Here is a 13,675-nt window from a genome sequence, read left to right on the forward strand (position 1 = left end):
CCTCACCCGTCAGCCGGCGGCCGGTACCCGACCACGCGGCCGCCGCACCGAAACACCAGGAGTTGATGTTGTGATCACCATGCCCGCCCGGAAGCCGCGGCGCAGTGCCGCGGCCACCCGCCGGACGCCCCTGCTGCTGGACCGCGCGGCGGCCAAGCGCCGGCTGGCCGACGACACGTACGACGTGCTCGTCATCGGCGGCGGCATCACCGGCGCGTACGCCGTGCTGGACGCGGCCTCGCGCGGTCTGCGCGCGGCGCTGGTCGAGAAGGACGACTTCGCCTCCGGCACGTCGTCGAAGTCCTCGAAGATGGTCCACGGCGGCCTGCGCTACATCGAGCAGGGCAACGTCAACCTCGTACGCCACTCGCTGCTGGAGCGGCACCGCTTCCGCAAGAACGCCCCGCACCTGGTGCACCGGCTGCCGTTCCTCTTCCCGATCCTGGAGAAGGAGGGCATCTTCGACGCCCGCCTCGCCAAGGGCTTCGAGGGCCTGCTGTGGACGTACGACCTGGTCGGCGGCTGGCGGATCGGCAAGCTCCACCAGCGGCTCACCGTGCCTGAGGTCCTCGCGCAGGCGCCGACGCTGCGCGCGGAGAACCTCCAGGGCGGGCTGATGTACTTCGACGCCCGCACGGACGACGCGCGGCTGGTGCTGACCATCGTGCGGACCGCGGCGGCGCTGGGGGCCACGGTCCTCAACGGCGCCAAGGCCGAGGGCCTGCTGATGCAGAGCGGCAAGGTCGCCGGGGCCCGCGTCTCGGTGGACGGCGACAGTGTCGACATCCGGGCGCGGGCCGTCGTCAACGCCACCGGGGTGTGGACCGACGAGCTGGACGCGAAGGCCGTCGACGGCCACAAGCCGCAGGTACGGCCCGCCAAGGGCGTCCACATCGTGGTGCCCTGGGACAAGGTGCGGATCAACTGCACGGTCACCGTGCCGATCCCGGGCCGCGCCCGCCGCGCGACCTGCACCCGCTGGGGCAACAGTGTCGTGCTGGGCACCACGGACGAGGACTACCAGGGCTCCCCCGACGATGTGCACTGCACCCGCCAGGAGATGGACTTCCTGCTGGAGGGCGCCAACACCGCCTTCGAGGGGAAGCTCACCCCGGACGACGTGGTCGGCTCCATCGGCGGGCTGCGCCCGCTGGTCGGCGGCAAGGAGGGCGCGACGCTCGACATGCGCCGCGACCACCACATCAGCATCGGCCGCACCGGCATGGTGACCGTGACCGGCGGCAAGCTCACCACCAGCCGCCACATGGGCGAGCTCGTCATCGACAAGGTGATGACGGTCCTGGGCCGCAAGGGGAAGAGCCGCACCAGCGACCTCCCGCTGCTCGGCGGCTCCGGGTACGACGCCGAGGCCGTGGCCGCCTCCGGTGGTATCGCCGCCCACCTGGGCGAGCGCTTCGGCACCGAGGCCCGCTTCGTGGGCGATCTGATCCAGGAGGACCCGACGCTGTCCGAGCCGATCGTCGCGGGGCTCCCGTACACCAGGGCCGAGGTCGTGTACGCGGCCCGCGCCGAGCTGGCCCGCTCGGTCGACGACGTCCTCTCCCGCCGGATGCGCGCCCGGCTGTTCGCCCGGGACGCCTCCGCCGAGGCGGCGGGCGCGGTCGGCGCGATCCTCGGCCGGGAACTGAACCTCACGGAGGCCGAGGTGGACCGCTCGGTCTCCGAGTACCTCGCAGCCGTCCGTCACGAAAAGTCCGTACTCCTCGAAGGGGCAACAGCATGATCAGCCGTCAGACCATCACCCACCCGTTCAACCGGGGCAACTACACGATCGGTGCCCCCAGCTTCGCCAAGTGGGCGCAGAACACCCCGATCGGGGACGGCGAGGCCGCGCTCCAGGTCAACCCGGTCCAGGTCCCCGAGAGCGTGATCGAGGCGCTGCGCGAGGCCGCGCACGCCGTGCACGTGGAGCGCGACGAGGTCGTCACCCGGACCCGTGACTGGTGGGCCGGTTCGATGATCGGTGAGACCGAGGGCCGTCCCGCGACGCCGGACGCCGTGGTCGTCGAGGCCGCCGACGCGGACCAGATCGCGGCCGTGCTGCGGATCTGCCACGAGGCGGGCATCCCGGTCACCCCGTCCGCGGGCCGCTCGAACGTCACGGGCGCGGCGCTGCCGGTCTTCGGCGGTGTGGTGCTCGACGTGTGCGCGCTGAACCGGATCACCGGCTTCGACGCCGGGTCGAACGTCGTGGACGTCGAGGCCGGCATGTTCGGCGACCTCTTCGAGAAGCAGCTCCAGGAGGAGTACGGCGTCACGACCGGCCACTGGCCCTCCGCCTTCGCCGTCTCCACGGTCGGCGGCTGGATCGCCTGCCGCGGCGCCGGTCAGCTCTCCACGCGCTACGGCAAGATCGAGGACATGGTCGTCGGTGTGGACGTGATCCACGCGGACGGCACCCGCGCCACGTACGGCGACTACGCCCGCGCGGCGGTCGGCCCGGACCTGCGCCAGCTGTTCATCGGCTCCGAGGGCACCCTCGGGGTCATCGTCTCGGCCCGGCTGCGCGTCCATCCACTGCCTACGTTCGCGAACGCCGTCGCGTTCGGCTTCAAGACCTTCGCGGAGGGCCTGGACGCCTGCCGCGAGATCATGCAGCGCGGTGCGACCCCGGCCGTGCTGCGGCTGTACGACACCCTGGAGTCGGGTACGCACTTCGGCCACCCGGAGACCAATCTCCTGCTGATCGCCGACGAGGGCGACCCGACGATCGTGGACGCCTCGATCAAGGTGGCGGCCGAGGTCTGCTCCGCGTACGGACCCGAGCTGGACTCCAAGGCGGTCTTCGCGCGCTGGCTGGACGAGCGGATGCTCGTCGGCAAGTCCGCGGACGGCTTCACGCCGGGTCCGGGCTTCGTCGCCGACACGCTGGAGATGGCCGCGTCCTGGACCGACCTCCCGGTGATCTACGACGAGGTGGTCGCCGCGATCCAGTCGGTGCCCGGCACCCTGGCCGCCTCGGCGCACCAGTCGCACGCCTACACCGACGGCGCCTGCGTCTACTTCTCGCTGCGCGGTGACGTGGCTCCCGAGTCGCGGCGCGACTGGTACCGCTCGGTGTGGGACGCCGCCAACGCCGTCCTCATCCGCCATGCGGCGGCGCTCAGCCACCACCACGGCTGCGGACTGCTGCGCGGCCCCTACCTGGAGGAATCCCTGGGCGCGGGCTTCGCGACGTTCGTCGCGGTGAAGGCCGCCCTGGACCCGGCCGGCATTCTCAACCCTGGCAAACTGGGCCTTCCCAGCCGATTCGGCACACCTCCGCTCAACTGACCCGGTAACCGCGAACCCCTCCCGGGCAGGCCCGGGGTCCTTCGTCTGGATCAGGCCGCAGACGGGCGTGCCAGACCGCGAGCCCGGCATGATCCACACGAGAGGCCCCAGCCATGACCCCCTCCCCGTCCCGGTCCGGCGCACCGCTCGACCCCCGGCTCACCGCGGCGTTCGCCGAGGTGCCGGTCGTCGCGTCGGTCGTCGGCACCCAGCCGCTGCGGCAGTTCCTCACCGCACCGGCCAAGGTGTGCATCCTCGCCTCGTTCGCGGTGGGGCAGCTGCCCCAGGTCGTGCCGGCGCTGGCCCGGGCGGGGAAGACCGTGTTCGTGAACGTCGACAGCAGCCCCGGTCTGGCACAGGACCGGGGCGCGCTGGAGTTCATCAAGAACATGGGCGCGCACGGAGTGGTCAGCACCCGGCTCTCGCTCATAGAGAAGGGCCGGCCCCTCGGCCTGCTGACGATGATGAAGGTGTTCGTCACCGACCGGTCCAATCTGCGCCGCTCCACGGACGCGATCTCGCGCGGGGCGCCGGACCTGGTCGAGATCATGCCCGCCCCGATCGTCGCCCGGATGACCGCGCAGGCCCAGCGCGCGATGTCCCCGTCGGTCGCGGCGGGCTTCGTGGAATCCCCCGCGGACGTGGCGCTCGCACTGGCCCTCGGGTCGGCCGCGGCCGCCACGTCCGACCCCCGCCTCTGGCATCTGCGCCGCGACCAGCTGCCGCCGGTCCCGCCCGCCGCCCTCAAGAGGCCCGCACCACCCCAGGAGTAACCCCGTGACGTATGTAGTAGTGGCCAGGTACCGCACCAGGCCCGGCGAGCAGGACACCGTCCTCCCGCTCCTCGACTCCATGGCCGCCGCCTCCCGCCGGGAGCCCGGCAACCTCGGCTACCGGGTCCACCAGGGCATCGAGGACCCGCGGGCGATCGTGCTCTACGAGGAGTACGCGACCGAGGCCGACTTCACCGCGCACTGCGCGACCCCGCACTTCCAGGAGATCGTGCTCGGCAAGGTCGTCCCGCTGCTGGAGAGCCGCGACGTGCTGCGCTGCGCACCCCGTGACGAGGTGGGCGCGTGAAGACCCGGGCCGTGGTGCTGCGCGGGATATCGACGGCCCGGCCCTACTCGGGGACCAGGCCGGTCGAGGTGGAGGAGCTGAACCTCGAAGCCCCGCGCGAGGGCGAGGTGCTGGTCCGGGTCGCCGCCGCGTCCCTGTGCCACTCGGACCTCTCGGTCGTCAACGGCGACCGGGTCCGGCCCCTCCCGATGGCCCTGGGGCACGAGGCGGTCGGGGTGGTCGAGGAGACCGGCCCCGGCGTCCACCGAATCACCCCCGGCGACCATGTCGCCCTGGTCTTCGTGCCGAGCTGCGGCTTCTGCGCCGACTGCGCGGCGGGGCGCCCTGCCCTGTGCGCGCAGGCCGCCTCGGCGAACGGCTCGGGCGCCCTGCTGCACGGCCCGTCCCTGCTGACGGATGCCTCCGGCGCCACGGTCCACCACCAGCTGGGCGTCTCCGCGTTCTCCTCGTACGCGGTGGTGGCGCAGGAGTCCGTGGTGCCGATTCCCCGGGACATCCCGTTCACCGTGGCCTCGATGTTCGGCTGCGCGGTCCTGACGGGCGCCGGCGCGGTCATCAACACGGCGGCCCTGCGCCCCGGCCAGTCGGCGGTGGTCTACGGGCTGGGCGGGGTGGGCCTGTCCGCGGTGCTGGGTGCGCGGGCGGCCGGCGCGTACCCGATCGTGGCCGTGGACCCGGTGGCGGAGAAGCGCGAACTGGCCCTGCGCCTGGGCGCGACCCACACCTGCGCGCCCGACGAGGCGCTCGCCGTGATCCGCGAACTGACGTCCGGCGGCGCGGAGGTCGCGGTGGAGGCCGTGGGCAGCCCGAAGGTGATGGCCGAGTGCCTTGCCGCCGTGGCCCGCGGCGGCAAGGTCGTCTCGGTGGGCCTGCCCGCCCCCGACCGGGTGCTGGAGGTGCCGGCCCTGGCCTTCGCGGGCGAGGGCAAGTCCCTGCTGGGCTCGTACATGGGTGACGCGGTCCCCCGCCGCGACATCCCGCGTTTCCTGGACCTGTGGCGGGCCGGGCTGATGCCGGTGGAGGAGATGCACACCGGCACCCTCGCGCTGGACGAGGTCAACCACGCGATGGAGGAGCTGGCCTCGGGCCGGGCGATCCGTCAGGTGCTGGACACATCGGGGCTGCTGGGCGTCTGAACCGCGCACCCTCGAGGGAGGTGCCCGCCGCATGGCGGGCGCCCCCGGGGGGTCGAACCGTCAGGCGGCTTCGTGACGTGGTGGCCGACCGGATTGAGTGCGCCCATGGCGAGGACGATGTCGTCGGTGAACAGCTCGTCCAGCCGGTGGAGTTCACCGTCGTCGATCACATGCCCGTGCAGCGCAATCAGTTCCATGACGGCGAGTCGGTCCTCGCTACCCAGTGCCATGTGATTCCTTTCGCCGGTGCCGGAGCGGGCCACGACCGTACCCATCGAACGGTCAGTGCGCCGAGGGCTTTTCCGCCCGCTCGTACCGCAGTTCCACGACTCCGTTGCCGAAGGCCTCGGTGCCGGCGAGCCGCAGGGCGGTCCTGGTGTCCGACAGCGGGAACATGGGCTTTCCCCGACCGATGAGGACCGGGTGGACGTAGACCCAGTACTCGTCGATCAGATCGAGCGCCGCGAAGGACGCGGCCAGCCCGGCGCCGCCGAGCGCCAGGTCGCCGCCGGGCCGCTCCTTCAGCGCCATGACCTCTTCCGCGACGACATCGTGAACGACGGTGGTGTTCCAGTCGGCCCGCTGGAGCGTCCGGGAGTAGACGTACTTCGGCATGTTCCGCCAGATGACGGCGAACTCGGCCGTGGGCCCGGCGCCGGCCGGGTCCTGGTCGGCGGTGGGCCAGAAGTCCGCCATCAGCTCGTGGACGACCCGGCCGTGCAGGAAGCCGCCCATCGCGGCGAGCCGCTCGTTGTAGGCGCGGTGCAGATCGTCGTCCACCTGATGCCAGTCGATGTCCCTGTCCGGTCCCTCGATATAGCCGTCCAGGGACATCGACATGAAATAGATGATCTTGCGCATCGCAAACCTCACCGGGGAATCAGGGACGGGCCGACGGAACGAATCCGACACTACCCGGCAGCGGTCCACGGGGGCGGGAGGAAACAGCGGGCGCTTGACGGGCCACGGGCGCGCCGCGTAGATCTTCGGGGAAGGGGCGGACCACGAAGGGCCGCGCGGTCCGCCCGGCCGGTACCGGCCCTGAGGAGTCCCGTGGTGAGAGTCGGAGCGGCACGCGCCGCCGCGGTCCGCTGGGTGGCCGCACACGCCCGGCGCGCCCCCGGCTACCGCGGGGCCTACTTCAGCGGGTCGACCGTGGGCAAGCCGGACGACGCCGAGCTGCCGCCCTCGTCCGACGTCGACGTCATGGTCGTCACGGCGCAGGACGAACCGCCCGTCAAACCCGGCAAACTCCGTTACGAGGGCGCCCTGCTGGAGATCTCCCACGTACCGTGGGCCGAGCTCCGCGACCCTGCGGCGGTGCTCTCCTCGTACCATCTGGCGGGCAGCTTCCGCAGTGACACGGTCATCGACGATCCCACCGGCCGGCTGCGCGCCCTGTACGCGGAGGTCGCGCCGCGGTTCGCCGGGCGGGACTGGGTGCGCCGGCGGTGCCTGGACGCCCGGCACCGGGTCGAGAGCCGCCTTGCCGCGTTCGACGCCTCCGCACCCTTTCACGAGCAGGTGCCGGCCTGGATGTTCCCCACCGGGGTCACCACGCACGTCCTGCTGGTCGCCGCACTGCGCAACCCCACCGTCCGGCTGCGCTATCCGGCCGCGCGCGAGGTGTTGACCGCGCACAGGCAGCCGGAGCTCTATCCGGAACTGCTGGGACTGCTCGGCTGCGCGGACGTCTCCGAGCGGCGGGTGCGGCACCATGTGGCCGAGCTGACCCGGACGTTCGACGCCACGGTCCCGGTCGCGCGCACACCGTTCTTCTTCAGCAGCGACCTCACCGCACAGGCGCGTCCGATCGCCGTCGACGGCAGTCTGGAACTCCTGGACCGGGGTGACCACCGCGAGGCGGTCTTCTGGATCGTCGCGACGCTCGCCCGCTGCCACACCGTGCTGGCCGTGGACGCCCCCGCGCTGCACGCCGCACGGCTGCCCGCGTTCGAGGCGGCCGTCGCCGAGCTCACCGGGATCACCGGCACCACGGACATCCTGGCCCGCCGCGAGGAGGTCATCCGGTTCCTGCCCCGGCTGTGGGCGGCCGCCGAAGACATCATGGCGGCCGGTCCGGACACCACCGGGACGTCCGCAGGCCCCCTGCCGGAGCACCGCCCGCTCTGCTAGTTTGCCCGCATGACTCCTCCTCGTGCGTAGAACCCCGCACTGACCGCACCCGGCACCCCGGGTGCGGCACTCCGGTGTCCCCGCATACCCGCAGCGCCGTGTCCCCGCGCTGCCCTCACGAGGAATGTCATCGTGGTCACCTCTTCTTCCGCGCCCTCGTACGCCACTGTCCTGCGAACCCCCCATGCCCTGCGCACCTTCGGCGCCGCGCTGCTGGGGCGGCTCTCGTACGGGATGGTCCCGCTCGCCCTGCTGCTGGCGATCAAGGACGCCACCGGTTCGTACTCCGTCGCCGGCGGCGCCATGGCCCTGTTCGGGGCCGCCAGCGTCTTCCTCTCCCCCGCCCGTGCGGCGCTGATCGACCGGTACGGGCCGCGCCGGGTCCTGCCTCCGATGGCGGGGCTGTACGCGGCGGTGCTCGGCGTGCTCACCCTGGTCACCTGGCGGCCCGGCGCCCCGCCCCTCGCCCTGGGGGCGCTCGCCGTGGCGGCGGGCGTCTGCACTCCGCCGCTGGGCCCGGTCATGCGGACGCTGTGGAGCGGTCTCGTCCCGGACCGGGAGCTGTTGCAGCGCGCGTACAGCCTGGACGGCGTCGCCGAGGAACTGCTGTACGTCACGGGCCCGTTGCTGGTGGGCCTGATCGTGCGGGCCGGCCGGCCCGCGGCCGGTGTGCTGGCCGGTGCCGTGCTGGTGTTCGTGGGGGCGCTGGCGCTGGTGTCGTCACCGGCGGTGCCCCGTAAGCACGCGAGCCCCGCACCGGCCTCGGCCGGCACCCCCGCCGGTCCCCGGCTGCGACTGCACGGCATCCCCGCTCTGCGCCGTGCGGTGCTGGTGACGGCCGCCGTGGGGCTCTGCCTCGGGGCGCTCGAACTGCTGGTGGTGGCGTTCACCGAGCAGCGCGGCCAGGCGGCGGCGGTGTCCTGGGTGCTGGCCGCCCTCTCGGCCGGGAGCGCCGCCGGCGGTCTGGCGTACGGGGCGGTCCGGTGGAATGCGCCGAGCCGGGTGCGGCTGGTGGTGGCGGCCGCGGGGATGGGTGCGGCGCTGATGGCGGCCGGTCTCTCGCCGCGTGTGTATGTGCTGGCCGCCTTCGTCGCGGTCGCCGGGCTGTTCGTCGCCCCGGTCCTGACGACCGCGTATCTGATCGCGGACGAGTCCGTGGACGCCGCCCGGCGCACCCAGGCGGGCGCCTGGGTCAACACGGCGTTCAACGCCGGGGCCTCGGGCGGCACCGCGGCGGTCGGGCTGCTCGTCGGGCGGCTGCCGCTCGCGCTGTGCTTCGCCCTGGCGGCAGCGCCCGCGCTGCTGTGCGCGGCGGCGTTGGTGCGCCCCCGCCGCCCCCGCCGTCCCCGCCGCCCCCGGCTCGCGGGAGCGGAAGCCCGGGACCGGGTCAGCGGAGCTTGATCGCGCCGCCGTCGGCCCTCAGGGTCTGTCAGCCGGCGAGCCAGGACTCCCAGACCGCGGTCAGCTCCGCCTCCACGGCCGGCGCCACCGTGTCCAGCAGCCGCACCTGCGCACCCGGTCCGGCAAGGTCCATCCGGTAGGGGTGCGGGGGTCCCGGCGGCCTGGCGCCGAGTGCGGCGACCGAGCCGATGACGCGGTTCGGGCCCAGGATGCCGGGGAGTTCGCGTACGTCCGGGTCGGTGAGGTCGAGGTCCTCGACCAGGAGGTCGCGGCCCTCGTACGTCACCCGGGTCGTGGCCCGGACCCGCCCGCCGCGCTCCCCGGAGCGGCCGAGGACCAGGGTGTCGCGCCACAGCATCCGGGCCCCGGACGCGAGCCGGGCGTCCATGGTCCGCTCGACGTCCGCCCCGGTGGACACCACGAACGGCAGCCCGTGCCAGGTGAGTTCGCCGCCCTCGGCGATATCGACGCGGGCCCGCCACCGGGCCGAGCCGCCCCGGTGGTCGTAGGCGACGAGTCCGGCCGGCTCGACCAGCTCCAGGTGCGCGCCCGGACCGACCGAGATGTCCAGGGCCAGCTCGTCGCCGGCGAGCAGTCCGGCCCGGATGCCGACCAGGGCGATCCGGGTCCGGCCGGGGCACGGCAGCAGCGGGCGGGGGGCGAGAAAGGCGCCGGGGCGCAGTTCGCGGGCGAGCCGGCGGCCCGATTCGTCGCGCTCCACGGCGACGACGGTCGGATCGTTCACGGGTGGGTGTGGCTGTGCGGCGCCATCGGGCCGGGGTCGGTGGGGATGTGGGTGCCCGAGCGGTGGCGCACCAGCAGGGACCTCACCCAGTCGGCGAGTTCGGCGATGGAGGCCGGGTCCTTCTTGGAGAGGGCGAGGACGGGGAGACCGCCGCGGGCCGCCTCGGCGTCGGCGACCATGGCGGGCACGTCGACCTCCACGTAGGAGGCCAGATCGGTCTTGTTGACGATCAGGAGGTCGGCGCCGGTGATGCCGGGGCCGCCCTTGCGTGCGACGTCGCCGCCGCCGGCCACGTCGATGCAGAAGAGCTGCGCGTCGGCGAGGGCCGGGCTGAAGGTGGCGGTGAGGTTGTCGCCGCCGCTCTCGATGAGCACCAGGTCCAGTGGGTCGTACGCCTCCTCCAGGTCCTCCACGGCGTCCAGGTTGGCGCTGACGTCGTCGCGGATCGCGGTGTGCGGGCAGGCGCCGGTCTCGACGGCGCGGATGCGTTCGGTGGGCAGCACGCCCGCCGAGCGCAGGAAGCGGGCGTCCTCGTCGGTGTAGATGTCGTTGGTGACCACCGCCATGGAGAGCTCGCCGGCCAGTTCACGGCACAGGGTGGCCAGGATCGAGCTCTTTCCGGTGCCGACCGGTCCCGCGACGCCCAGGCGCAGGGCCCGGGGCTGGTTCAGCGGCTCGTGGAAGTGGGGGTTGGGCTGCTGCTCGGGGGTGCTGTCGTTCTCAGGCAAGGAAGAGTCTCCGTTCGCGTCGTGCGTGTTCGAGCGCCCACTGTTCGGTGAGCGCGGCGGTACGGGCGGGCAGCCCGTCCGGGGTCCGTACGGCGAGGGCGCGGGCCACCGCCGACGCCGCGTCGGGTTCGGCGGCGAGGATCCAGGCGACCGAGTCGAGCGGGTCGCCGGGCAGGAGTTTCAGCGCGGCGGACGCGACGGTCTGGAGCTCGTCGTAGACGACGGCGTGCGCCAGTTCCTCCTCGGAGACCTTCAGTACGGCTCCGAGGGCGCCGAGCGTGACCGGCCGCAGGGGCCGGGGGCGCATGGCGGCCAGTGCGGTGACCGCCGGGTGGTCCGGAGCGAGGCGCCGGGCCAGCCGGTGCACGCCCCGGCCGAGCGTCGCCGACGTCTCGCGCTGGGGTGCGGCCGGGGTCCGTGCCGCGAGGGCCCGCTGCAGGGGCCCGTAGTCGACCGGGTCGCACACCGCGGCCCGCAGGGCGAGGACGGCCGCGGCCGCCTCGGTGAGGGCGGTGGTGTGCAGCCGCGCCCTCAGCAGTGCGGGGATCCGGTCGCGGGTGAGACCTGCGACGACCGCCGGTTCGAGCCCGGCGCTGTAGGTGTACGCGCCGACCGGGAGCCGTCCGTCACCGAGCAGCAGGGGTGCCAGTGCGCCCATCAGAACATGGAGTACCGCTGGGCCAGCGGCAGTTCGGTGGCGGGTGACGGCTCGACGAGCTCCCCGTCGATATGGATGGCGAAGGTCTCCGGGTCCACCTCGATGTCCGGGAGCGCGGTGTTGTTCGGCAGGTCCGCCTTGGTGAGGTGGCGGGTGGGGCGTACGGCGACGAGTTCGCGTTCGAGTCCGAGGCGTTCGGCGAGGCCGTCGGCCAGGGCGGCCGGGGCGACGAAGCTGACCGAGAGGTGCGGGGCGGCCCCGGCGGCGGCGGTGGGGCGCAGCAGCACGGGCTGGGTGGTGGGGATCGCGGCGTTGGCGTCGCCGAGGGGTGCGTACACCACCATGCCGCCCTTGATCACGGCGGCGGGGCGGATGCCGAAGAACGCGGGGTCCCAGAGCACCAGGTCGGCGAGCTTGCCGGGTTCGACGGAGCCGATGACATGGTCGATGCCGTGGGCGACGGCCGGGCAGATCGTGTACTTGGCGACGTAGCGGCGGGCCCGTTCGTTGTCGGCGGGCAGTTCGCTGCCGCGGTCGCCGAAGCGCTGCTTCATCACATGGGCGACCTGCCAGGTGCGGCAGATGACCTCACCGATGCGGCCCATGGCCTGGGCGTCGGAGGAGGTGATGGAGAGGGCCCCTATGTCGTGCAGGATGTCCTCGGCCGCGATGGTACTGGCCCGGATGCGGGACTCGGCGAAGGCGAGGTCCTCGGGGACGCGCGGGTTGAGGTGGTGGCAGACCATCAGCATGTCGAGGTGTTCGTCGACGGTGTTGACGGTGTGCGGGAGCGTCGGGTTGGTGGACGCCGGGAGGATGTTGGGGTACGAGGCGACGGTGATGATGTCGGGCGCGTGGCCACCGCCCGCGCCCTCGGCGTGGAAGACGTGGATGCCGCGTCCGGCGATGGCGTCGAGTGTGCCCTCGACGTAGCCGGCCTCGTTGAGGCTGTCGCCGTGCAGGGCGACCTGGAGACCGTAGGCGTCGGCGGCCTTCAGGGCGGCGTCGATGGCGGCGGGGGTGGCGCCCCAGTCCTCGTGGACCTTGTAGCCGCCCGCACCGCCGAGCGCGGCCTCGCGCAGGGCCTCCTCGCCGACGGTGGAGCCCTTGCCGAAGAGCATGATGTTGAGCGGGACGCGGTCCAGGGACCGGTGCATCATCGCGAGGTTCCAGGCCCCGGGGGTGACCGTGGTGGCCTTGGATCCCTCGGTGGCTCCGGTGCCGCCGCCGATGACGGTCGTGGTGCCGGTGGCCAGTGCCTCGTGGAGGGTCTCCGGCATCAGGAAGTGGACGTGGGTGTCGACGGCTCCGGCGGTCAGGATGCGCCCCTCGCCGGAGACGACGTCGGTGCCGGGGCCGATCACCAGCTCGGGGTGGACGCCCTCGCCGATGTCGGGGTTGCCCGAACGGCCGAGGGCGACGATCCGGCCGGCCCGGATGCCGATGTCGGTCTTGACGATGCCCCAGTGGTCCAGGACCACGACGTTGGTGATGACGAGGTCGAGGGCGCCGTCGGCGCGTGACGTGGTGGCCTGGCCCATCGATTCGCGGATGGACTTGCCGCCGCCGAAGACCGCCTCGTCGCCGCCGAAGCAGCGGTCCTCCTCGACCTCGATCCAGAGATCGGTGTCGGCGAGCCTGATGCGGTCTTTGGTGGTGGGGCCGTAGAACGCCGCGTATGCGGCGCGGGTCAGTTGTGCCATGTCACACGCCCTCCGTTTCTGCGGCATCCTGTGCGGCGCCCGCTGCTGTACCTTCCGCGCCTCGGAACCAGGGCGCGGTGCGGACGACGATGCCCGGCACCGTTCCGCGTCCGCCGAGCTCGACGAGGGTGATCTCCGCGCCGACGCCGGGCTCGAAGCGCAGCGACGTACCGGACGGGATATCGAGCCGGAATCCCTCGGCCTGCGACCGGTCGAAGGAAAGCGCGGGATTCACGTCGAAGAAATGGAAATGCGATCCGATCTGAATAGGCCGGTCCCCGTCGTTCACCACGGTGAGCCGCAATTTCCGACGGTCGGAATTCACGTGGACCACGCCGGGCCCGGTACGGATCTCGCCGGGGATCACGGGATCGGCGAGGTGATCGTGACGAGCTTGCGCCCGTCGGGGAAGGTCGCTTCGACCTGAACGTCGTGCAGCATCTCCGGGACACCTTCGAGCACGTCAGCGCGGGTGAGTACGGATCTTCCCAGAGTCATGAGGTCGGCGACCCCGGCCCCTTCCCGGGCTCGTTCCATCGCCCAGCAGGCGAGCAGGGCGACGGCCTCGGGGTAGTTCAGGCGTACGCCGCGCTCCCGCCGGTCGCGGGCAACCATTCCGGCAACACTCAGCAGTAATTTATCCGTGTCGGACGGAGTGAGAAACATGGGAAACCTCCATGGCGGCAGTTCCCGGAATTCCCGGAATCGCCTTGGCCACCGTCCTCTTATAAGCCTCCGGGCAGGGCCGTGGCAACTTGCGCCACACCGCAAAAAGTCCCTTTCTTGCATCATGA

The 13,675-nt window shown here is 72.5% G+C and carries 15 protein-coding genes; 7 read left to right on the forward strand and 8 right to left on the reverse strand.

Features of this window, described 5'->3' with window-relative positions:
- Window positions 1-70: 70 nt before the first annotated feature.
- The 5 genes from OG322_RS05610 (at window position 71) to OG322_RS05630 (ending at window position 5,510) form a co-directional block, all read left to right on the forward strand.
- Entirely contained in the window at window positions 71-1,744 is a 1,674-nt protein-coding gene (locus OG322_RS05610) for a glycerol-3-phosphate dehydrogenase/oxidase (RefSeq protein WP_123463558.1), read from the forward strand.
- Window positions 1,741-3,294, forward strand: coding sequence for an FAD-binding oxidoreductase (locus OG322_RS05615; RefSeq protein ID WP_329306132.1), 1,554 nt, complete (start codon window positions 1,741-1,743; stop codon window positions 3,292-3,294). The genes OG322_RS05610 and OG322_RS05615 overlap by 4 nt, the downstream gene beginning before the upstream one ends.
- Window positions 3,295-3,407: 113 nt before the next feature.
- Window positions 3,408-4,067, forward strand: a complete 660-nt coding sequence (locus OG322_RS05620) for a glycerol-3-phosphate responsive antiterminator (RefSeq protein WP_123463554.1) — start codon at window positions 3,408-3,410, stop codon at window positions 4,065-4,067.
- Between the two features lie 4 nt (window positions 4,068-4,071).
- Window positions 4,072-4,374: a putative quinol monooxygenase gene (locus OG322_RS05625; protein ID WP_123463552.1), complete on the forward strand. Its 303-nt coding sequence runs from the start codon at window positions 4,072-4,074 to the stop codon at window positions 4,372-4,374.
- Window positions 4,371-5,510 carry a zinc-binding dehydrogenase gene (locus OG322_RS05630; protein ID WP_124285535.1) on the forward strand — a complete coding sequence of 380 codons (1,140 nt, stop codon included), beginning with the start codon at window positions 4,371-4,373 and terminating at the stop codon, window positions 5,508-5,510. Before OG322_RS05625 ends, OG322_RS05630 begins: the two co-directional genes overlap by 4 nt.
- On the opposite strand, the gene OG322_RS05635 is transcribed toward OG322_RS05630, so the two are convergent.
- Window positions 5,474-5,740 carry a nuclear transport factor 2 family protein gene (locus tag OG322_RS05635; protein WP_329306133.1) on the reverse strand — a complete coding sequence of 89 codons (267 nt, stop codon included), beginning with the start codon at window positions 5,738-5,740 and terminating at the stop codon, window positions 5,474-5,476. The genes OG322_RS05630 and OG322_RS05635 overlap by 37 nt on opposite strands.
- 52 nt (window positions 5,741-5,792) lie before the next feature.
- Window positions 5,793-6,371 carry a dihydrofolate reductase family protein gene (locus OG322_RS05640; RefSeq protein WP_123463546.1) on the reverse strand — a complete coding sequence of 193 codons (579 nt, stop codon included), beginning with the start codon at window positions 6,369-6,371 and terminating at the stop codon, window positions 5,793-5,795.
- A 195-nt stretch (window positions 6,372-6,566) separates the two neighbouring features.
- On the opposite strand from OG322_RS05640, the gene OG322_RS05645 reads away from it, so the two are divergent.
- Together OG322_RS05645 and OG322_RS05650 are read left to right on the forward strand one after the other, a co-directional pair.
- Window positions 6,567-7,646 carry a hypothetical protein gene (locus OG322_RS05645; RefSeq protein ID WP_123463544.1) on the forward strand — a complete coding sequence of 360 codons (1,080 nt, stop codon included), beginning with the start codon at window positions 6,567-6,569 and terminating at the stop codon, window positions 7,644-7,646.
- A gap of 132 nt (window positions 7,647-7,778) precedes the next feature.
- Complete coding sequence (locus tag OG322_RS05650; protein WP_123463542.1) at window positions 7,779-9,047, forward strand: MFS transporter; 1,269 nt, start codon at window positions 7,779-7,781, stop codon at window positions 9,045-9,047.
- Window positions 9,048-9,075: 28 nt separating this feature from the next.
- Here the strand turns inward: OG322_RS05650 and OG322_RS05655 are convergent, their stop codons facing one another.
- From OG322_RS05655 to OG322_RS05680, 6 genes are read right to left on the reverse strand one after another with little or no spacing between them, the layout of a single operon-like run.
- Complete coding sequence (locus OG322_RS05655; protein WP_123463540.1) at window positions 9,076-9,792, reverse strand: urease accessory protein UreD; 717 nt, start codon at window positions 9,790-9,792, stop codon at window positions 9,076-9,078.
- The gene (gene ureG, locus OG322_RS05660) at window positions 9,789-10,463 is read right to left on the reverse strand and encodes an urease accessory protein UreG (RefSeq protein ID WP_329307711.1); all 675 of its coding nucleotides are present in this window, start codon (window positions 10,461-10,463) and stop codon (window positions 9,789-9,791) included. Before ureG ends, OG322_RS05655 begins: the two co-directional genes overlap by 4 nt.
- 49 nt (window positions 10,464-10,512) lie before the next feature.
- Window positions 10,513-11,178, reverse strand: a complete 666-nt coding sequence (locus tag OG322_RS05665) for an urease accessory protein UreF (protein WP_123463538.1) — start codon at window positions 11,176-11,178, stop codon at window positions 10,513-10,515.
- Window positions 11,178-12,881 (reverse strand): urease subunit alpha, encoded by a 1,704-nt coding sequence (locus tag OG322_RS05670; RefSeq protein ID WP_123463535.1) that lies wholly within the window; start codon window positions 12,879-12,881, stop codon window positions 11,178-11,180. The genes OG322_RS05665 and OG322_RS05670 overlap by 1 nt, the downstream gene beginning before the upstream one ends.
- Window position 12,882: 1 nt before the next feature.
- Complete coding sequence (locus tag OG322_RS05675) at window positions 12,883-13,248, reverse strand: urease subunit beta (protein ID WP_123463533.1); 366 nt, start codon at window positions 13,246-13,248, stop codon at window positions 12,883-12,885.
- Complete coding sequence (locus tag OG322_RS05680) at window positions 13,245-13,547, reverse strand: urease subunit gamma (protein ID WP_266410708.1); 303 nt, start codon at window positions 13,545-13,547, stop codon at window positions 13,245-13,247. The genes OG322_RS05675 and OG322_RS05680 overlap by 4 nt, the downstream gene beginning before the upstream one ends.
- Window positions 13,548-13,675: the final 128 nt, after the last annotated feature.

The sequence above is a fragment of the Streptomyces sp. NBC_01260 genome (assembly GCF_036226405.1).
GTDB classification, from domain to species: Bacteria; Actinomycetota; Actinomycetes; order Streptomycetales; family Streptomycetaceae; genus Streptomyces; species Streptomyces laculatispora.